Source organism: Pseudomonas sp. Z1-12 (assembly GCF_051132015.1).
GTDB classification, from domain to species: domain Bacteria; phylum Pseudomonadota; class Gammaproteobacteria; order Pseudomonadales; family Pseudomonadaceae; genus Aquipseudomonas; species Aquipseudomonas zanjanensis.
The window spans coordinates 973,777-994,259 of sequence record NZ_CP071647.1 but is presented as its reverse complement, the minus strand read 5'-3'; the positions used below and the strand labels follow the sequence as shown (position 1 = coordinate 994,259).

The 20,483-nt window shown below is 63.8% G+C and carries 17 protein-coding genes; 7 read left to right on the top strand and 10 right to left on the bottom strand.

Annotated elements, in window-relative coordinates; translation table 11 throughout:
• Positions 1–263: 263 nt before the first annotated feature.
• Positions 264–1,610 (bottom strand): metalloprotease PmbA, encoded by a 1,347-nt coding sequence (gene pmbA, locus J3P85_RS04215; protein WP_434704997.1) that lies wholly within the window; start codon positions 1,608–1,610, stop codon positions 264–266.
• A 108-nt stretch (positions 1,611–1,718) separates the two neighbouring features.
• On the opposite strand from pmbA, the gene yjgA reads away from it, so the two are divergent.
• Positions 1,719–2,243: a ribosome biogenesis factor YjgA gene (yjgA, locus tag J3P85_RS04210; protein ID WP_014336624.1), complete on the top strand. Its 525-nt coding sequence runs from the start codon at positions 1,719–1,721 to the stop codon at positions 2,241–2,243.
• 153 nt (positions 2,244–2,396) lie between these two features.
• On the opposite strand, the gene tldD is transcribed toward yjgA, so the two are convergent.
• From tldD to mreB, 8 genes are all read right to left on the bottom strand, one after another.
• Positions 2,397–3,839: a metalloprotease TldD gene (gene tldD / locus J3P85_RS04205; RefSeq protein WP_186710681.1), complete on the bottom strand. Its 1,443-nt coding sequence runs from the start codon at positions 3,837–3,839 to the stop codon at positions 2,397–2,399.
• Between the two features lie 5 nt (positions 3,840–3,844).
• Positions 3,845–4,708: a carbon-nitrogen hydrolase family protein gene (locus tag J3P85_RS04200; protein ID WP_186710679.1), complete on the bottom strand. Its 864-nt coding sequence runs from the start codon at positions 4,706–4,708 to the stop codon at positions 3,845–3,847.
• Positions 4,709–4,847: 139 nt separating this feature from the next.
• The gene (locus tag J3P85_RS04195; protein WP_434704996.1) at positions 4,848–8,651 is read right to left on the bottom strand and encodes a YhdP family protein; all 3,804 of its coding nucleotides are present in this window, start codon (positions 8,649–8,651) and stop codon (positions 4,848–4,850) included.
• A 60-nt stretch (positions 8,652–8,711) separates the two neighbouring features.
• Positions 8,712–10,169: a ribonuclease G gene (gene rng / locus J3P85_RS04190; RefSeq protein ID WP_053118461.1), complete on the bottom strand. Its 1,458-nt coding sequence runs from the start codon at positions 10,167–10,169 to the stop codon at positions 8,712–8,714.
• Positions 10,170–10,225: 56 nt separating this feature from the next.
• Positions 10,226–10,822 carry a Maf family protein gene (locus J3P85_RS04185; RefSeq protein ID WP_250965722.1) on the bottom strand — a complete coding sequence of 199 codons (597 nt, stop codon included), beginning with the start codon at positions 10,820–10,822 and terminating at the stop codon, positions 10,226–10,228.
• 163 nt (positions 10,823–10,985) lie between these two features.
• Positions 10,986–11,474 carry a rod shape-determining protein MreD gene (gene mreD, locus J3P85_RS04180; RefSeq protein ID WP_003197820.1) on the bottom strand — a complete coding sequence of 163 codons (489 nt, stop codon included), beginning with the start codon at positions 11,472–11,474 and terminating at the stop codon, positions 10,986–10,988.
• The gene (mreC, locus tag J3P85_RS04175; protein WP_434572329.1) at positions 11,471–12,574 is read right to left on the bottom strand and encodes a rod shape-determining protein MreC; all 1,104 of its coding nucleotides are present in this window, start codon (positions 12,572–12,574) and stop codon (positions 11,471–11,473) included. Before mreC ends, mreD begins: the two co-directional genes overlap by 4 nt.
• 171 nt (positions 12,575–12,745) lie before the next feature.
• A complete protein-coding gene (mreB, locus tag J3P85_RS04170) occupies positions 12,746–13,783 on the bottom strand; it encodes a rod shape-determining protein MreB (RefSeq protein WP_002555108.1) in 1,038 nt (345 codons plus the stop codon).
• 214 nt (positions 13,784–13,997) lie between these two features.
• Here mreB and gatC point away from each other — a divergent pair, with 214 nt between their 5' ends.
• The 6 genes from gatC to J3P85_RS04140 all read left to right on the top strand — a co-directional run bounded on the left by gatC (position 13,998) and on the right by J3P85_RS04140 (position 19,224).
• The gene (gene gatC, locus J3P85_RS04165; RefSeq protein WP_039592252.1) at positions 13,998–14,285 is read left to right on the top strand and encodes an Asp-tRNA(Asn)/Glu-tRNA(Gln) amidotransferase subunit GatC; all 288 of its coding nucleotides are present in this window, start codon (positions 13,998–14,000) and stop codon (positions 14,283–14,285) included.
• Positions 14,286–14,301: 16 nt separating this feature from the next.
• Complete coding sequence (gene gatA / locus J3P85_RS04160) at positions 14,302–15,753, top strand: Asp-tRNA(Asn)/Glu-tRNA(Gln) amidotransferase subunit GatA (protein WP_434704994.1); 1,452 nt, start codon at positions 14,302–14,304, stop codon at positions 15,751–15,753.
• A gap of 10 nt (positions 15,754–15,763) precedes the next feature.
• Complete coding sequence (gatB, locus tag J3P85_RS04155; RefSeq protein WP_186710671.1) at positions 15,764–17,209, top strand: Asp-tRNA(Asn)/Glu-tRNA(Gln) amidotransferase subunit GatB; 1,446 nt, start codon at positions 15,764–15,766, stop codon at positions 17,207–17,209.
• A 149-nt stretch (positions 17,210–17,358) separates the two neighbouring features.
• A complete protein-coding gene (locus J3P85_RS04150; RefSeq protein WP_122568889.1) occupies positions 17,359–17,736 on the top strand; it encodes a septal ring lytic transglycosylase RlpA family protein in 378 nt (125 codons plus the stop codon).
• A 49-nt stretch (positions 17,737–17,785) separates the two neighbouring features.
• Positions 17,786–18,847 carry a calcium/sodium antiporter gene (locus J3P85_RS04145; protein ID WP_434706322.1) on the top strand — a complete coding sequence of 354 codons (1,062 nt, stop codon included), beginning with the start codon at positions 17,786–17,788 and terminating at the stop codon, positions 18,845–18,847.
• On the top strand, positions 18,844–19,224 hold the full coding sequence (locus J3P85_RS04140; protein WP_434704993.1) for a carboxymuconolactone decarboxylase family protein: 381 nt from the start codon (positions 18,844–18,846) through the stop codon (positions 19,222–19,224). The genes J3P85_RS04145 and J3P85_RS04140 overlap by 4 nt, the downstream gene beginning before the upstream one ends.
• A gap of 132 nt (positions 19,225–19,356) precedes the next feature.
• Here J3P85_RS04140 and J3P85_RS04135 read toward each other — a convergent pair whose 3' ends face one another.
• Positions 19,357–20,298, bottom strand: coding sequence for an AEC family transporter (locus tag J3P85_RS04135; protein WP_434704992.1), 942 nt, complete (start codon positions 20,296–20,298; stop codon positions 19,357–19,359).
• Positions 20,299–20,483: the final 185 nt, after the last annotated feature.

The window sequence follows — 20,483 nt, the reverse complement described above, 5'->3', positions numbered from 1 at the left end:
GACCGGGGCTCACTCGGCGAATGAGATTCATTATTAGATGATAATAAGAAGCAACACAACCACGAGCGACACAAAAAATCATTGTGGCGAGGGAGCTTGCTCCCGCTCGGTTGCGTAGCGACCGCAAGATCTTGGGGCCTGCTGCGCAGTCCAGCGGGAGCAAGCTCCCTCGCCACAAAAGCGCTCTCGCCACAGGATCTTCGGGTACAAAAAAAGGCGTGTCACCCCTGTGGATGACGCGCCTTTTTTTACACGGTGAGGTGTTAGCTTCCCGCCACCATCATCCGCTCGATCAGCACCGAGCCGGTGCGAATGTTGCTGCGCAATTCCAGATCGTTGCCCACGGCCACGATCTGCTTGAACATGTCGCGCATGTTCCCGGCGATGGTCACTTCCTGGACCGGGAACTGGATCTCGCCGTTTTCGACCCAGAAACCCGCCGCGCCACGGGAATAATCCCCGGTGACCATGTTCAGGCCGTGGCCCATCAGTTCCGTCACCAGCAGGCCCCGGCCCATGCGACGCAGCAAGGCAGCCTGGTCTTCTTCGCCATGGGTCACGAACAGGTTATGCACGCCACCGGCATTGGCGGTGCTCGGCATGCCGAGCTTACGGCCCGAATAGGTGCCGAGGATATAGGACACCAGCTCGCCGTTTTCCACGAACGGCTTGGCATAGGTGGCCAGGCCATCGCCATCGAACGCCGAACTGCCCATGGCCTGCATCAGGTGCGGACGCTCGTCGATGGTCATCCATTCCGGGAACAGCTTCTGGCCCAGCGCGCCCTCGAGGAACGACGACTTGCGGTACAAGTTGCCGCCGGACACCGCCGACAGGAAGCTGCCGAACAGGCCACCGGCCAACTCGGCCGAAAACAGCACCGGCACTTCGCAGGTCGGCACCGGCCGCGCGCCCAGGCGGCTGGCCGCCCGTTGCGCGGCTTTGCGGCCGATGCTCACCGGGTCCGCCAGCAAGGTGCCCTGGCGGCTCACGTCGTACCAGTAGTCGCGCTGCATCTGGCCATTGGCTTCGGCGATCATCACGCAACTGAGGCTGTGACGGGTCGATGCATAACCGCCGATGAAACCGTGGCTGTTGCCGTAGACCCGGCAGCCCTGGTGGGTATTGAGCGTCGTGCCGTCGGCGTTCTTGATACGGCTGTCGGTCTCGAATGCCGCCGCTTCGCAACGCAGTGCCTGCTCGATGGCCTGCTCTGGGGTGATGTCCCAGGCGTGGAACAGGTCGAAATCCTTCAGTTCCTTGCACATCAGCGCAGCATCGGCCAGGCCCGAAGCTTCGTCTTCGGAGGTGTGCTGGGCAATCGCCAGCGCGGCGGCGACGGTTTCGCGAATGGCGTCCGGGCCGCTGGCCGAGGTGCTGGCCGAGCCCTTGCGCTGGCCCACGTACAAGGTGATGCCAAACCCCTGGTCGCGATTGAACTCGACGGTTTCCACCTCGCGCTGGCGCACCGACGTCGACAGGCCCTGCTCCAGGGACACCGCCACTTCGCACGCACTGGCACCCTGGCGCTTGGCCTCGGCGAGGATCTGCTCGACCTGTTCCTGCAGTGCCGGCAATGCTTGCGGGCCGACGCTTTGAACTGCACTCATGGTGTTCTCCACTCAAATTCTGTTTTCGGTGATGGCCATCGAGCGACCGGGCCGGACAAGCGGCCCCCGACTGGTTATCATGGCGGCGTTTCTTTGCGGACTGCCACCATGGTTGATTCTTACGACGACTCCCTCTACGAGGGTGAAAAAAGCAAATCCCAGGTCAAACGCGAGCTGCATGCTCTGGTTGACCTCGGCGAGCGCCTGACAACACTCAAGCCTGACTTGCTGGCCAAACTGCCTTTGACCGACGCCTTGCGCCGGGCCCTGGCCGATGCGCCCAAGCACACCGCGAATATCGCGCGTAAACGGCACCTGCAATTCATCGGCAAACTGATGCGCGACCAGGACACTGACGCCATCCTGGTGCTGCTCGATCAACTCGATGCCTCCACTCGGCAGTACAACGAACGCTTCCACAACCTGGAACGCTGGCGCGATCGCTTGATCGCAGGCGACGACGGTACCCTGGAAAAATTCGTCATCGACTACCCGGAGGCCGATCGCCAGCAATTGCGCTCCCTGATCCGTCAGGCCCAGCACGAACTGGCGCAGAACAAGCCACCGGCCTCGAGCCGTAAAATCTTCAAGTACATCCGTGAGCTGGACGAGACTCAACGCGGCCTGCGTTGAGTTTCACCCGCTTCACGCCCCTCCACAGGGTGACTGTTACCGTGGCGAGGGAGCTTGCTCCCGCTGGGCTACGCAGTAGCCCAAATGCGGTTGCTACGCAACCGAGCGGGAGCAAGCTCCCTCGCCACGACTCAAGCAAGTCCCCGATTGTCTTCAAGCGCCCGTGCCACCCACGGTAATCGCATCGATCTTCAGGGTCGGCTGGCCGACGCCCACCGGCACCGATTGCCCGTCCTTGCCGCACGTACCCACCCCGCTGTCCAGCGACAGGTCGTTACCCACCATCGACACCTTGCTCATCGCCTCCGGCCCGTTGCCGATCAGGGTCGCGCCCTTGACCGGTGCGGTGATCTTGCCGTCTTCGATCAGGTAGGCCTCGCTGGTGGAGAACACGAATTTGCCGCTGGTGATGTCCACTTGGCCACCGCCGAGGTTGGCGCAATAAATGCCTTTTTTCACCGAGGCGATGATCTCCGCCGGATCGCTCTGGCCACCCAGCATGTAGGTGTTGGTCATGCGCGGCATCGGCAGGTGTGCATAAGACTCACGGCGACCGTTGCCGGTGCGGGCCACACCCATCAATCGGGCGTTGAGCTTGTCCTGCATGTAGCCCTTGAGCACACCGTTTTCGATCAGCGTGGTGCATTCGGTCGGCGTGCCTTCATCGTCGACGCTCAGGGAGCCACGACGCCCGGCCAGGGTGCCGTCATCGACAATGGTGCAGAGCTTCGAGGCGACCATTTCCCCCATGCGCCCACTGTAGGCCGAGCTGCCCTTGCGGTTGAAGTCGCCTTCCAGGCCGTGGCCCACCGCTTCGTGCAGCAGCACGCCGGACCAGCCGGAGCCGAGCACCACGGGTAATGTACCGGCCGGGGCCGGGATGGCTTCGAGGTTGACCAACGCCTGGCGCAGCGCTTCGCGGGCATAGCCCATGGCGCGGTCTTCACTGAGGAAATAACGGTAGTCGGTGCGCCCGCCGCCGCCATGGCCGCCGCGCTCGCGACGGCCGTTCTGCTCGACGATCACGCTGACGTTGAAACGCACCAATGGCCGCACGTCCGCCGCCAGGCCACCGTCGGTGGAGGCCACCAGGATCCGTTCCCAGACCCCGGCCATGCTGACCGACACTTGCTGGATGCGTGGGTCGAGGGCGCGGGTGGCGACGTCGATGCGCTTGAGCAGCTCGACTTTTTCGGCGCGGCTCATGACTTCCAGTGGGTTGTCCGGCGCATAGAGCTGCGCCACGTCCTGGCTGCTGAATGCCTGGACCGTGCCGTTCTGCCCGGCCCGGGAGATCGAGCGGGCCGCACGGGCCGCTGCGCCGAGGGCTTCGAGGGTGATGGCGTTGCTGTAGGCAAAACCGGTTTTTTCGCCGGACTGGGCACGCACGCCCACGCCCTGGTCGAGGTTGAAACTGCCTTCCTTGACGATGCCGTCTTCCAGCGACCAGGACTCGGAGATCTGGCCTTGGAAATACAGGTCGGCGGCATCGATACCCGGGCCGGCCAGGTCGCCCAGCACGCCTTGCAGGCTTTCGAGGGTCACGCCGCCGGGGGCTAAAAGGTGTTCACTGACTGAGGACAACAACCCGCTCATATGTTTTACGCCTTGAATTCGTCGTCTTGGACAGGTCGCTGTCGAGCGCCCTGCGAGAAAAAGCGCCGATGGCTGGCCACCGGCATGCGCGCCCTGATGGACGCCTGTTCGCTGCTGTCGCGCTCGGCCACCAGCACGGCCTCGCCTTGATCCTGTTGCGCCAGCACGCGGCCCCACGGGTCGACAATCGCGGCATGGCCAAAGGTTTCCCGAGGCCCCGGATGTACGCCACCCTGGGCGGCCGCCAGCACATAGCACTGGGTCTCGATGGCCCGGGCGCGGATCAGCACGTCCCAATGGGCCGCGCCGGTCACCGCGGTAAACGCCGACGGTGCCGTGATCAGCTCGGCCCCGGCAGCGCGTAGTTCGCTGTAGAGCTCCGGAAACCGCAAGTCATAGCAAACCGTCAGACCAACGCGGCCGACGGGGGTATCGGCCACCACCACGTTGGCACCATAAGCATAGTCATCCGATTCCCGATAGCGCCCGCGATTGTCCGCCACGTCCACATCGAACAGGTGCAGCTTGTCGTAGCGCGCCACGATCTGGCCCTGGTCATCGACCAGCAACGAACAGGCATGGGACCGGCCCTCGGGCTGGTCCTTGGGTGGCAACGGCAGCGTACCGGCCACAATCCATAACTTGAGGTCACGGGCGGCCTGTTTCAACCAGGGCAGGATCGGTCCCTGACCAAAGGCTTCGGCGCGCCCGATGTCGGCCACGTCCCGCCGCCCCATCGCCGCGAAATTCTCCGGCAGCACCGCCAGCCTCGCACCGCCAGCGGCAGCCTGCTCCAGCAGCACCCGGGCACGGGCCAGGTTGGCGAGCACATCGCTTTGGCTGACCATTTGAATCACGGCGACTGGCATGGTGCTTCCCTCATTTTTTGCATCACTGCCCCTGTGGGAGCGAGCTTGCTCGCGATAGCGGTGTATCAGTCACATTTCCTTTGCTGACCCACCGCTATCGCGAGCAAGCTCGCTCCCACAGGGGTTATCTCATCGTCTATCAAAACGGCTTGTCAAAGGTGATCTTCGGCTCTTTCCACGGCCCCTTGACGTCGTATCTTACGCTGGCAAAGCGCGCCACGCGGTCACCGATCAGCTTGTCGATCAGAAACAGCGCCCCACCCACCGCCGGCGCGCCAACGATCAGCGCGGCAATCGGCAGGTTGTTGGTCACCGGAAGCGTCACCAACAGCTTGGCGTCGACCCGGTCGGCCACCATGTCCAGCGTGCCGTTGAGTTCCAGGTTGCTCGACGGCCCGGTCAGGGTAATGGGTTCGCGGGTCACGTACACCCCGTCGCTCGCCACCAGCAGCCCCTTGACCCGGTCGTAGCTCAAGCCCTTGCCGAACAGGTCGGAGAAGTCCAGGCGCAAGCGTCGACCGATGGAGTTGAAGTTCAGCAGGCCAAACACCCGTAACGCCCGGGCGCTGCCTTCGACTTCGACGAACTGGCCCTTGCTCAACGACGCGTCGAGGCTGCCGGAAAAGCGCTTGGTGGCGACCCAGGCTGGCGAGCCCGGCCAACGGCCATCGACATCCAGGCGGAACGCCTGGCTGGTCACGCTTGGCGCAAACCCCCAGCCCTTGAGCACATCGCCCAGGTTCTTGCCGCTGATCCGGCCCTTGTACCAACTGCTGGTGGAACCGGGCGCGCCTTCCCAGCCGCCACTGCCGTTCAACACCATGCCCTTGAGGCCCATGTCCAGGTTGTTCAGTGCGATGCCCTTGGCGGTCGGTCGCACTTTCAACGACCACGCGCCGATCAGATCGGGGCCCTGGAACAATTGGTCGATGGCGATATCCATGGCCGGGATCTTGCCGGGATCGACCGACGCCAGCGGGTCCGGCGCATTTTCATCCGCCTGGACCGTCGGGTCTGTGGCCGGCAGGCGAACGTAATCAAGCTTGATACCAATCGGTGCGGCCTTGGCGTCCGGCAAGTTGACGTTGCCCTTGGCCTGCTGGCTGGCGAGCTGCAGGGCCCAGGCGTCCGGCTTGCGGTCCAGTTGCACCGAGGCTTGGTCGAGGGTAGTGCCCATGGCCGTGAGTTTGCCGACGGTCAGGTCGACACTGCTGAGCAGTTGCTTGGCACTGCCGCCTGGATCGTGGCCGGCGTACTTGTTCACCAGGTCCTGCCAGGGGCTGACGTCCAGCTCCGACAACGTGCCACGCAGCCGCAGCCCCTTGGCGCCCGGCAACACCGCATCGCCGGCGCCCAGTAACAATTCGCCACGACCGTCAGCAATTTTCCCGCCTGGCGCGGCGTACGTGAAGCTGGCGAGGTCGCCATAGTCGGCCCAATAACGCCGCTCCGGCCCTTGCAGGGTCATGCGAAACACCGTGTCGCGCCCGGCATCGGCAGCCATGCCGAAGGGGGCCGGCAGGTCGACGGCCACGCCCTTGAGGCTGGAACTGACCGACAACTGGCTGTCGGCGCCGTCAAGGATCACTTGCAACTGGTAGGGCACGACGCCGGAGACCGGCAGCGGTTGGGTGACATTCAGCCAACTGGTGAGTTTCTTGACCTCCACTTGCCCAGACGCGGTGACCCGCGTATTGAGCGCACCAGCACGGCCCTCGGCGAAAATCTGCGCGGTCACGGGGCGGTCGAATGCCCGGGCACTGATGCCCTTGCCGCTCAGGCCCTTGTGGCTGTCGAAGCGGAAATCACCCTTGAGCTGGGTCAGCTCCAACGCCGGTTCGCTGAGTTTGAGCCGGGCCTTGTCGGTGGCGAAATCCACCTGGATCTTCGGCTGCTCGCCTTTGACCAGCGGGATATCGAGCTTCACGCTGCCGCTCAGGTCGCCCTCGCCTTCCCAGCCGGCGAACGTCTCGGCCGTACCGATGGGCGCGGTCTGGAGGATTTTCAGGCCGTCGCCCAGCCCGCCGGCGAACCCGCCGTCCAGCAGCAGATGGGAACTCTGCCCGGTCGGTACGTGGGGAATGTTCACCGAAATATCCTTGACCTGGGTATCGAGCAACTGCCCCTGGCTGGCAAAGATGCGCACGCCGCTGTCTTCGACGAAGACATCGCCGCTGACCTTGCTGACCGAAGGCCAGCCCGGCTGGAACGCCAGCTCGGCGTCATGCACCTTGAAAAACAGACTGATGCTGCGGTCCGCGTCCCCGGCACCTTTATTCAACGAGCCTTGGTACTGGAAAAAGCCCTCGTCCACCGCGCCCTTGACGATGGCCGTGCGCAGCCACTCATCCAGCGCCGGGCTGAGCACAGCCGGCAGGTACTTGGCGGTGTAGCGCCCATCGCCGTCCACCAGGCCTACCCGCAGGTCCATGTAGTCCTCCTGGCTATGGTCGAAATGCAGGCGGATCAGGAAGTCGCCGGCAATCCGGCCCTCCTCGCCCAGCACTTTCAGGTACGGCGCGATCAGGGTGAAGCCTTGCTTGTCGAGCTTCCAGGTCAGCCGGGCGTTGGCTTGCAGGTACTGCCAGGGCTTGGCGAAGATCGGGTCCAGGTGCAGGGAAAAGTCCTTGCTGTCCATGCGCAGCTCGCCGCCGCCCAGGTCGCCGCTCAGGCTCCCGGAGACGTTGCGCGCCGCCGGGGCGCCGCGATAGGCATTGAAACCGACAGTGTCCAGGTTGGTGGCGAAGCTGATTTTCTGGTCGCCGGTGTTCTGCGGCCGATAGTCCAACAGCACGTTGCGCAGGGCGCCGGTCACCTTGAGCCGGTCAATCGTCGTGGCCAGGCCTTCGGGCAAAGGCGCCAGGGCGTTGAGCAACGGCGTGAGCGGAGTCAGGTCCAGGCGATCGGCCTGCAGGTGCCAACGCTCCTCGGCCTGCTCGGTGGCGGCGCTTTGTTGCAGTTGCAGGTGCGATTCCCAGCGGGTTTCGCCCAGGTTCATCGCCAGGGAGTCGAAGGTCGCGGTGAACCCTTGGCTGCCGCGCTGGAAGTACGCGTTGAGGGCCAGGTTGTGGATCTGCACCGGCTTGCGCTCGCCATAGGCGCCGTCGAGCTGCGGCGCGTTCAGGCGCATGGCCGCGCTTTGCACCGTGCCCTCGCCCCAACTGAGCCAGAATTCGCCGCCGGCCTGGATCCGGGAAAAATTCCATTGCTGGGTCAGGCGCTTCGGCAGCCATTTGGACCAGTCGCTTTGCGGCAGGCTCAAGTAGGCGTCGGCCTGGCCATTCTTCCAGTCGCTGGCGCGCAGGCGAGTGCGCAGGTTGAACGCCACCGGCTGGCCGTCGGGCAGGGTCAGGCGTGCGTCCAGGCGCTGGCGGGTGGCGCCGGTGCGCAGGCTCAAGCCGACGTAGGTCAGGGTCAGTGGGGGTTGCTCGACGGGTTGCAAGGTCACCTGGCTATCGAGCACCGAGAGCCTTGAAACCATTTGCATGCGTTCGAGCAATTGCTGCGGATCGAGGGGCTGATCGTCCTTCACCGGCAGGCCTTCCAGGGCCCACTTGCCGTCGGCGCCCTCCTTGAGGCTGATCTTCAGGCCGCTGACTTCCAGGTGGGCGATGCGCACCTGCCGCGCCAACAAGCTGTCCCACAGGTCGGGCACGGCCCGCACCTGATCCAGGTGCAAGGCGTTGGGGCCCTCGCCAACCACCACGTCACGCGCCGCCACGATCGGCGCCAGGGCGTCCCAACTGCCCTCGAGACTGCCGATGTGCACGGGCATGCCCAGGGCCGCGCCGGCGCGGGTCTCGACCTCGGCGCGGTATTCGGCCACCAGCGGGACCAGCTCGCGACCGAGGCTGACGTACAACGCCAGCAGCACCAGCAGCAGCGCGCAAAGCCCCAAGCCCCAACGAGTCAGCGTCGCGATCAAGCGTGTCAGACGCTCCATGTCAGTGGGCTCCCCTGGCAAAGACAATCAAATCCGCGGGCCCGCCGCTTCCCAAGCTCTTCAGAGCAACACCACGTCGTATTGTTCCTGGGAGTACATGGTTTCGACCTGGAAGCGAATCGTGCGTCCGATAAATGCTTCCAGCTCCGCGACATTGCCTGACTCCTCATCGAGCAGACGGTCCACCACTTTCTGGTTCGCCAACACTCTATAACCGGTCGCCTGGTAGGCGCGCGCCTCCCGGAGGATTTCCCGGAAGATTTCGTAACACACGGTTTCCGGGGTCTTCAGCTTGCCGCGCCCCTGGCAACTGCTGCACGGCTCGCACAACACCTGCTCGAGGCTTTCGCGGGTACGCTTGCGGGTCATCTGCACCAGGCCCAGTTCGGTGATGCCGATGATGTTGGTCTTGGCGTGATCGCGTTCGAGTTGTTTTTCCAGGGTCCGCAGTACCTGGCGCTGATGCTCTTCATCTTCCATGTCGATGAAGTCGATGATGATGATCCCCCCCAGGTTGCGCAGGCGCAGTTGCCGGGCGATGGCCGTGGCGGCTTCCAGGTTGGTCTTGAAGATGGTTTCTTCCAGGTTGCGGTGGCCGACGAACGCCCCGGTGTTGACGTCGATGGTGCTCATGGCTTCGGCCGGATCGACCACCAGGTACCCGCCGGACTTGAGCGGCACCTTGCGCTCCAGGGCTTTCTGGATTTCGTCCTCGACGCCGTACAGATCGAAAATCGGCCGCTCGCCAGGGTAATGCTCGAGACGGTCGGCGATTTCCGGCATCAGTTCGGCGACGAACTGGGTGGTTTTCTGGAAGGTTTCCCGGGAATCGATGCGGATCTTCTCGATCTTGGGGCTGACCAGGTCACGCAAGGTCCGCAGCGCCAGGCCCAGGTCTTCGTAGATCACGCTGGGGGTGGCGATGGTCTTGATCTGCGCGGCGATCTGGTCCCAGAGCCTTCGCAGGTAGCGGATGTCCATGAGGATCTCATCGGCCCCGGCTCCTTCGGCGGCGGTGCGCAGGATGAAGCCACCGGTTTCCTTGATGCCCTCTTTTTCCACGCAGTCGCTGACCACCTGCTTGAGGCGCTCGCGCTCGGCTTCGTCTTCGATCTTCAGGGAAATGCCCACATGGGCAGTACGCGGCATGTACACCAGGTAGCGCGACGGGATCGACAGTTGCGTGGTAAGGCGCGCGCCCTTGGAGCCAATGGGGTCCTTGGTGACCTGCACCACCAGGCTCTGGCCTTCATGCACCAGCGCGCTGATGCTCTCCACGGCCGGCCCTTCGCGCATGGAGATTTCCGAGGCGTGGATAAACGCCGCGCGGTCCAGGCCGATGTCGACGAAGGCCGCCTGCATGCCCGGCAGCACCCGCACGACCTTACCCTTGTAGATGTTGCCGACGATGCCACGTTTTTGCGTGCGCTCGACGTGAACCTCTTGCAACACGCCGTTTTCAACCACCGCCACGCGCGATTCCATCGGCGTGATGTTGATCAGGATCTCTTCACTCATGGCAGGGTCTCGTTCAGGCATGTTCACGATAATGGCCGCATCAAGTCGGACGGCGCTCAGCGCACGCTCAAGGTTTGCCAACAGGGTATGCCGAAATGGCCCAGCAGTTCTGCGGTTTCGCACAGCGGCAGGCCGACCACGGCCGAATAACTGCCTTCCAGCCCGGCGACGAACACCGCGCCCAGCCCTTGGATACCATAGCTGCCCGCCTTGTCCCGGGGTTCGCCGCTGGCCCAGTAGGCCAGCGCTTGCTGTTCAGTGATGGGTCGGAAACGTACCCGGCTGCGCACCACCCGGGACTCGCAGCGCGAGCCGTCCAGCACGGCAATGGCGGTCAGCACCTCATGCTCGCGACCGGACAGGCCCAGCAGCATGGACAAGGCGTCGGCCTGGTCCATGGGCTTGCCGAGAATCCGCCCCTCCAGCACCACGGCGGTGTCCGCCCCGAGCACGCAGCCGTCCACACCGGGTTGCAGCGCACGTAGCCCAGCCTCGGCCTTGCCGCGCGCCAGGCGCTCGACATAGGCCGAGGGGGTTTCGTGATCCAGGGGAGTCTCGTCGATATCCGCACCGATGGCGGTAAAGGGCACGCCGATCTGCGTGAGCAGCTCACGCCGACGCGGCGAGCCTGAGGCGAGGTAAAGCGGTTTCATCAAGACATCTCCCTAACGCGACCGGCTTTTGTGGCGAGGAAGCTTGCTCCCGCTGGGCTGCGTAGCGGCCCCAATCCTACGGTCGCTACGCAACCGAGCGGGAGCAAGCTCCCTCGCCACAGGGATGTAAGTCATCAAAAAAAGTGTCGATATCCTGCGCGAATCAGTTGATTTTGAAACGCAGGCGCAGGCCACGCAAACCGAAGCTGACCCATGGCCAGAGCAAGGCGCTGACCAGGGCTGGCAAGACCAGCGCCAAGGTCGGCTGGCGATTGCCGGTCAGTGCGCTGAGCCACAGCTGCACCAGTTGCGCCAGGCCGAAGATCACCAGGATCACCAGGCATTGCTGCCACATGGGGAACATCCGCAGGCGTTGTTGCAGCGACAGCACCAGGAACGTGATCAGCGTCAGGATCAATGCGTTCTGCCCCAGCAACGTGCCGTAGAGCACGTCCTCGGCCAGGCCCAGGCACCAGGCGGTGACCATGCCGACCTTGTGGGGCAAGGCCAGCGCCCAGAAGGCCAGCAACAAGGCCAGCCACAGGGGACGCAGGATTTCCATGAACTGCGGCAGCGGCGAAACGCTGAGCAACAGGCCGATGGCGAAGGTCAGCCAGACCATCCAGCCGTTACCGGATTGGGTACTGCTCATTCTTCTCGTGCTCCCCTGGGCGCCGGTGAAGCGGCGGGTGTCGAGGCCGGTGGTCGAGCCGCAGGTCTGGCAGGCTGGGACGCCGGTGCGTGGGTGGCCGGCCTGGCGGGTGCCGCGGCAGGCGTGGCGGGCGCGGTCGACGGCGTGGTGGCCGGTGCGCTCGTAGCGGGTGTTGCCGCTTGAGGCTTGGGCACCGTGGCCGGCGCTGCGGGTGCAGGCGCGGGCGCAGCCGGCGTAACCGACTCGCCGCCCTGCCGGTCCTGGGCTTCCTGGGCCACGGCGGCGTCGTTGGCGCGCTCTTCGGGCGTACGGTTGTCGCTGAAAACCAGCAGCAGATAGCGGCTGCGATTCAATGCTGCCGTCGGCACCGCGCGGACGATCGCGAACGGCTGGCCGGAGTCATGGATGACTTCCTTGACCGTCGCCACCGGATACCCGGCCGGGAAACGCTGGCCGAGGCCGGAACTGACCAGCAGGTCGCCTTCCTTGATGTCGGCGGTGTCGGCTACGTGCCGCAGTTCCAGGCGTTCCGGGTTGCCGGTACCACTGGCAATCGCCCGCAGGCCGTTGCGGTTGACCTGTACGGGAATGCTGTGGGTAGTGTCGGTCAGCAGCAGCACCCGCGAGGTGTAGGGCATCAACTCCACCACCTGGCCCATCAGGCCCCGGGCATCGAGCACCGGCTGGCCGAGGACCACGCCGTCGCGCTCGCCTTTATTGATCAGGATGCGGTGGGTGAAGGGGTTGGGGTCCATGCCGATCAACTCGGCCACTTCGACCTTTTCGTTGACCAGCGCGGACGAGTTGAGCAACTCGCGCAGCCGCACGTTCTGCTCGGTGAGGGCCGCCAGTTTCTGCATGCGCCCCTGCAACAGCAGGTTTTCGGTCTTGAGTTTTTCGTTTTCGGCGACCAGTTCGGTCCGGCTGCCAAACTGGCTGGCGACACCTTGCCACAAGCGCTGCGGCAGGTCGGTGATCCAATAGGATTCCATCAACACCAGCGACATCTGGCTGCGTACAGGCTTGAGCAGCGTGAAGCGGGCATCGACCACCATCAGCGCGACCGATAGCACGGTCAGCACCAGCAGGCGCACGCCCAATGAGGGGCCTTTGGCGAAAAGCGGTTTAATAGGCCGCTCCTCCCAGGCAAATGTTTTCTTTATTCATACGGCATCAAACCGGCCTGGATACGAATGACAGAAGATAAACGCCAACGGGCAGCACTGCAAAGTGCTGCCCGGGCGCAAACAACATAGACCACTCAGCCAGACTTATTCGCTGGAGAGCAGGTCCATGGTGTGCTTGTCCATCATTTCCAGCGCACGGCCACCGCCGCGGGCAACGCAGGTCAACGGGTCTTCGGCAACGATCACCGGCAGGCCGGTTTCCTGGGCCAGCAGCTTGTCGAGGTCACGCAACAGCGCGCCACCACCGGTCAGCACCAGGCCGCGCTCGGCGATGTCCGAGGCCAGCTCCGGCGGCGACTGCTCCAGGGCGCTCTTGACGGCCTGGACGATGGTCGCCAACGACTCTTGCAGCGCTTCGAGCACTTCGTTGGAATTGAGGGTGAAGGCCCGTGGGACGCCTTCGGCCAGGTTGCGACCGCGTACGTCGACCTCACGGACTTCACCGCCCGGGTAGGCCGTGCCGATTTCCTGCTTGATGCGCTCGGCGGTGGATTCGCCGATCAGGCTGCCGTAGTTGCGACGCACATAGGTGATGATCGCTTCGTCGAAACGGTCGCCGCCCACTCGTACGGATTCGGCGTAGACCACACCGTTGAGGGAGATCAGCGCGATTTCAGTGGTACCGCCACCAATGTCGACGACCATCGAGCCGCGGGCTTCTTCCACCGGCAGGCCGGCACCGATGGCAGCGGCCATCGGTTCTTCGATCAGGAACACTTCGCGGGCACCGGCACCGAGGGCCGATTCACGGATGGCACGACGCTCTACCTGGGTGGACTTGCATGGCACGCAGATCAGCACACGAGGGCTGGGCTGCAGGAAACTGTTTTCGTGAACCTTGTTGATGAAGTACTGCAGCATCTTTTCGCAGACGCTGAAGTCGGCGATCACGCCGTCCTTCATGGGGCGAATGGCTGCGATGTTGCCCGGTGTACGGCCCAGCATGCGCTTGGCTTCCGTACCGACAGCCACGACACTCTTCTGGTTACCGTGGGTGCGGATGGCCACGACCGAGGGTTCATTCAGGACGATACCGCGCTCGCGCACGTAAATAAGGGTGTTGGCAGTGCCCAGGTCGATGGAAAGATCGCTGGAAAACATGCCACGCAGTTTCTTGAACATGGGAAAGGGACCCTAGGCAACGCGTGGGTAAAAAAGTGCGGCAAACTCTAACAACGACAGGGATTTTGGGCAAGGCGCCAATATGTTAAATTGGCCGCTTTTCTGTGCACCAAACACCGAGATCGCGGCCGTAGGACCGTAGAAATGCGGTAGTGTTCCGACAATCTAACACACGGACAGACTGCGTCCGTTTTGTTTTCCACTGGAGAATCCCATGGCGCTTGAACGCTCCGACGTGGAAAAAATCGCTCATCTGGCCTGTCTGGGCCTCAATGAAGCCGATCTTCCACACATCACTTCTGCCCTGAACAGCATTCTAGGGCTGGTCGACGAGATGCAGGCGGTCGATACCGACGGCATAGAACCGCTGGCCCACCCACTGGAAGCCAGTCAGCGCCTGCGCGCCGACGTCGTGACCGAGTCCAATAATCGCGAGGCCTACCAGTCCATCGCGCCAGCGGTCGAAAACGGCCTGTACCTGGTTCCGAAAGTCATCGACTAAAGGGAAAGAGCCTCTCATGCATCACATGACCCTGGCCGAGATCGCCCGCGGACTCGCCGATAAAAAGTTTTCCTCCGAAGAGCTGACCCAAGCCCTGCTGGCGCGCATCGCCCAGCTCGACCCGCAGCTCAACAGTTTCATCAGCCTCACCGAAGAACTGGCCCTGAGCCAGGCCAAGGCCGCCGACGCCCGGCGCGCCAACGGTGAGACCGGCGCCCTGCTCGGTGCGCCGATTGCCCACAAGGACTTGTTCTGCACCCAAGGCATCCGCACCAGCTGCGGCTCGAAGATGCTCGACAATTTCAAGGCCCCGTATGACGCCACCGTGGTCGCCAGGCTGGCCGCCGCCGGCACCGTGACCCTGGGCAAGACCAACATGGACGAATTCGCCATGGGCTCGGCCAACGAGTCGAGCTACTACGGCGCGGTGAAGAACCCGTGGAACCTGGAGCACGTACCGGGCGGCTCGTCCGGCGGTTCCGCCGCCGCCGTGGCCGCGCGCCTGTTGCCAGCCGCCACCGCCACCGACACCGGCGGCTCGATTCGCCAGCCGGCGGCGTTCACCAACCTCACCGGCCTGAAGCCGACCTACGGTCGCGTTTCGCGCTGGGGCATGATCGCCTACGCCTCCAGCCTCGACCAGGGCGGCCCACTGGCGCGCACCGCCGAAGACTGCGCGATCCTGCTGCAAGGCATGGCCGGCTTCGACCCGAACGACTCCACCAGCATCGATGAGCCCGTGCCGGACTACAGCGCCAGCCTCAACGGCTCGCTGCAGGGCCTGCGCATCGGCGTGCCGAAGGAATACTTCAGCGCCGGTCTCGACCCACGCATCGCCGAGCTGGTCCACAACAGCGTCAAGGAGCTGGAGAAGCTCGGCGCGGTCATCAAGGAAATCAGCCTGCCGAACATGCAGCACGCCATTCCGGCGTACTACGTGATCGCCCCGGCGGAAGCGTCCTCGAACCTGTCGCGTTTCGACGGCGTGCGCTTCGGCCATCGCTGCGAGAACCCGGAAAACCTGATCGACCTGTACAAGCGCTCCCGTGGCGAAGGCTTCGGTGCCGAAGTGCAGCGCCGAATCATGGTCGGCGCCTACGCGCTGTCCGCCGGCTACTACGATGCCTATTACCTCAAGGCGCAGAAAATCCGCCGCCTGGTGAAAAACGACTTCATGGCCGCCTTCAACGAGGTCGACATCATCCTCGGCCCGACCACGCCGAACCCGGCCTGGAAGCTCGGCGCCAAGAACAGCGACCCGGTCGCCGAGTACCTGGAAGACGTCTACACCATCACCGCCAACCTCGCCGGCTTGCCGGGCCTGTCCATGCCGGCCGGTTTCGTCGATGGCCTGCCGGTGGGCGTGCAGTTGCTCGCGCCGTATTTCCAGGAAGGCCGCCTGCTCAACGTGGCTCACCAGTATCAGTTGAACACTGACTGGCACACCCGCACCCCAACCGGCTTCTGAGGAGAAACACATGCAATGGGAAGTCGTGATCGGGCTGGAGATTCATACCCAGCTCACCACCCGGTCGAAAATCTTTTCCGGTAGCTCGACCACATTCGGTTCCGAGCCCAATACCCAGGCCAGCCTGGTGGACCTGGGCATGCCCGGCGTGCTGCCGGTGCTCAACGCCGAAGCGGTGCGCATGGCGGTGATGTTCGGCCTGGCGATTGACGCCGAGATCGGCCAGCACAACGTGTTCGCCCGCAAGAACTACTTCTACCCGGACCTGCCCAAGGGCTACCAGATCAGCCAGATGGAGCTGCCGATCGTCGGCAAGGGCCACCTGGACATCGCCTTGGAAGATGGCACGGTCAAGCGCGTCGGTATCACCCGGGCGCATCTGGAAGAAGACGCCGGCAAGAGCCTGCACGAAGAATTCAACGGTGCTACCGGCATCGACCTGAACCGTGCCGGCACACCGCTGCTGGAAATCGTCTCCGAGCCGGACATGCGCAGCGCCAAGGAAGCCGTGGCCTACGTCAAGGCGATCCATGCCCTGGTGCGCTACTTGGGCATCTGCGATGGCAACATGGCCGAAGGCTCGTTGCGCTGCGACTGCAACGTGTCGATCCGTCCGAAAGGCCAGGCCGAATTCGGCACCCGCTGCGAGATCAAGAACGTCAACTCGTTCCGCTTCATCGAGAAGGCGATCAACAGCGAGATCCAGCGCCAGATCGAACTGATCGAGGACGGCGGCAAGGTCATCCAGCAGACCCGCCTGTACGACCCGAACAAGGACGAGACCCGTCCGATGCGCAGCAAGGAAGAAGCCAACGACTACCGTTACTTCCCCGACCCGGACCTGCTGCCGGTGGTCATCGAGGATTCGTTCCTCAATGAAGTGCGCGCCACACTGCCGGAGTTGCCGCCGCAGAAACGCGAGCGCTTCCAGGCGCAGTTCGGTCTGTCGAGCTATGACGCCAACGTCCTGGCCACCAGCCGCGAACAGGCCGATTACTTCGAGAAAGTCGTGAGCATCGGTGGCGACGCCAAGCTGGCGGCCAACTGGGTAATGGTCGAGTTGGGCAGCCTGTTGAACAAGCAGGGCCTGGAAATCGACGAGTCGCCGGTCTCCGCCGAGCAATTGGGCGGCATGCTGGTGCGGATCAAGGACAACACCATTTCCGGCAAGATCGCCAAGATGGTGTTCGAAGCCATGGCCAATGGTGAAGGCAGCGCCGACGAGATCATCGAGAAGCGCGGCTTGAAGCAGGTCACCGACACCGGCGCGATTTCCGCCGTGCTCGATGAAATGCTCGCGGCCAACGCCGAGCAAGTCGAACAGTACCGCGCGGCAGACGAAGCCAAGCGCGGCAAGATGTTCGGCTTCTTCGTCGGCCAGGCCATGAAAGCCTCCAAGGGCAAGGCCAACCCGCAACAGGTCAACGAACTGCTCAAAAGCAAGCTCGAAGGCTGATGGCCATGGAGCCAGTCTTCCAATCTGGCTCAATCCCCTGTGGGAGCGAGCTTGCTCGCGATAGCGGCATCACAGTCAACCTAGATGTTGACTGTGATGGCCCCATCGCGAGCAAGCTCGCTCCCACATCTGTATTTGGACCCCCCCACATGAAGCGTCTCCTCGGCGCCTGCGCCCTGCTGTCCCTGCTGGCCGGTTGCGCCAGCCAGAGCGGGACGGTCGATCCACACGGCTACGACCAGACCGGCGTAGCTTCTTATTACGGCGCCCGGCACCATGGCAAGCGCACCGCCAGCGGCGAGCGTTTCAACCAGCATGGCCTGACCGCCGCCCATCGCCAGTTGCCGTTCGGCACCCGGGTGAAAGTCACCAACCTGAAAAACAACGACAGCGTCGTGGTCCGCATCAACGACCGCGGCCCGTATACTCGTGGCCGTTTGATCGACGTGTCCCGCGAAGCCGCCGAGCAACTGGGCATGTTGCGCAGCGGCACTGCCCGGGTGCGTGTGCAAGCCCTCGACGACTGATAGACGGAGCCCGGCCATTTCCCTACTCACCGCCCTACCGCTGCTCAGCCTGATCGAGTTGTTCGGCGCCCTGCTGTTGCTGATCGGCGGCGCCGAGCTGTTGGTGCGCGCCGCCGTGGGCCTGGCGGCACGCTTGCAGGTACGGCCGCTGATCATCGGCCTGACCGTCGTCGCGTTCGGCAGCAGCGCGCCACAAATGGCCGTCAGCCTGCAGGCGACCCTGGCGCAGAACGCCGACATCGCCGTGGGCAGTGTGATCGGCAGCAGCATCTTCAACATCCTCGTCACGCTGGGGCTGTCGGCGCTGATCATTCCGTTGCGCGTCTCGCGCCAACTGGTGCGCCTGGACATCCCGTTGATGATCGGCGCCAGCCTGCTGGTGTTCGTGCTGGCATTGAATGAGGAACTGACCCGCTTGGATGGCGCCTGGCTGTTGCTGGCCCTGGCGGTGTACCTCGGGCTGTTGCTGCGCCAGTCCCGGCATTCGGCGCGACCGCACCCGGTGGGGGGCGACGTGGCCCACATGTCCTGGGTCAAGAGTGTGCTGATGATTGCGGCGGGCCTGACCATGCTCATTTTCGCCGGCCACCTGTTGCTGGGTGCGGCGGTGGAAGTGGCGACGGACCTCGGGCTTTCGGAACGCATCATCGGCCTGACCATCGTCGCCGTCAGCACCTCGCTGCCGGAGCTCGCCACCTCGCTGATCGCCGCCCTGCGCGGCCAGCGGGACATTGCGGTGGGCAACGTGATCGGCAGCAACCTGTTCAACCTGCTGGGCGTGCTCGGTGTGACCGCCCTCACCGCGCCCACGCCACTGTCGGTGTCGCCGAACGCCCTGGACTTCGACCTGCCGGTGATGCTCGGCGTGGCGGTGCTGTGCCTGCCGGTGTTCTATTCCGGCTACCGCGTCACCCGCGCCGAAGGCCTGCTGTTCCTGGGCTTGTACACGGCCTATGGGCTGCACGTGGTCTCGTTCACCACCGGCATGCCCCTGGCCGGCCAACTGGAACGACTGATGCTGTTCTACGTGCTGCCGGCCCTGCTCGCGTTTTTGCTGTTCACCTCCCTGCGCGCCTGGCGCCGCCAACACCACAAGAGGGATTTGCCATGACCGACACTCCAAAGACCGGCCTCGACATGCGCCGCCAAGTGATGGGCGATGCGTTCGTCGACCGCGCCCTGGGCAACGCCACCGAGTTCACCCAGCCATTGCAGGACTTCGTCAATGAGCACGCCTGGGGCAGTGTCTGGAGCCGCGAAGGCCTGCCGCTGAAGACCCGCAGCCTGATCACCCTCGCCGCCCTCACCGCCCTCAAGTGCCCGCAGGAACTCAAGGGCCACGTGCGCGGCGCGCTGAACAATGGCTGCACCGTTGAGGAGATTCGCGAGGCATTGCTGCATTGCGCGGTGTACGCGGGCGTGCCGGCGGCAATCGATGCGTTTCGGGCGGCGCAGGAAGTGATCGATAGCTACCAGAAACCTCAGTGATCGTTAGATCGCTATCGTCGGATCGCCGCCCGGAGCAAGCTCGCTCCCACAGGGAATCGCGGTACAACCACAAGCCCCTGTGGGAGCGAGCTTGCTCGCGATTGGCCCTCAAGAACAGCGCAAAATCCAGGGCTAGATCCACCCACCCCACTGCAACACAAAGATCCCCAGGTTGGTGGTAATCGCCGCCATCAAGGTGGTAATGACGATGATCGCCGCCGCCAGTTCATGGTTGCCATCGGCCGCCCGGGCCATGACGAAGCTGGCCGCCGCGGTGGGGCTGCCGAAATACAGGAAGAGGATCCCCAGTTCCGCCCCGCGAAAGCCCCAGAGCCACGCACCGAGGGTGGTCACCAGCGGCAGGCCGACCATTTTCACCAGGCTCGAACTCAGGGCCATCTTGCCGCTCTTGCGCAGGGCCGCCAGGGACAGCGTGCCGCCGATGCAGATCAGCGCCAGGGGCAAGGTCATTTGCGACAGGTATTTGGCCGATGTCTCGAACCAGTTCGGCAGGCCGATCTGCCAATAGGCGAACGGCGCGGCGGCGATCACGCTGATGATCAGGGGGTTGCTGATCACGCTTTTGCAGATGCTCCACGGATCGGACTTGATCACCGGGCTGTAGACCGCCAGAACGATGGTCGACAAGGTGTTGTAGAACAGGATCACCAGCGCCGCGAGAATCGCCCCCAGGGAAATCCCGTAGTCGCCATACATGCTCGCCGCCAGCGCCAGGCCGATCACACCGTTGTTGCCGCGAAACGCTCCCTGTGTGTAGATGCCGCGGTCTTCGCGCGGGCAACGCCAGATGGCCCAGCCCCAGGCCATTGCAAAGCTCACCAGGGTGGCGATGGAGAAATAAATCAGCAGGTCAGGCTGCAACGCCGCGTGCAGGTCGGCGTGCAGGATGCCAAGGAACAACAGCGCCGGCATGGTGACGTTGAACACCAGGGACGAGGCGATGTGGATGAAGTTGTCGTTGATCCAGCCGATGCGCTTGAGCAGCGTCCCCAGAAACAGCATGGCGAACACCGGCGCGGTGACGTTCAGGGTTTCGAGGAAAATTGCCAGCATGCCGGGGACCTTGAGAAGGGTGTCGTTAGGTGGCTAATGATAAGCCACTCACGGCATTGGCGTCTGTTAGAGCCTCTTCGCGAGCAGGCTCGCTCCCACATTTGTCCTGCGTCGAACACAAATCACACTCACCCCATATCCCCTGTGGGAGCGAGCTTGCTCGCGAAGGCGCCGGGTCAGCTTGC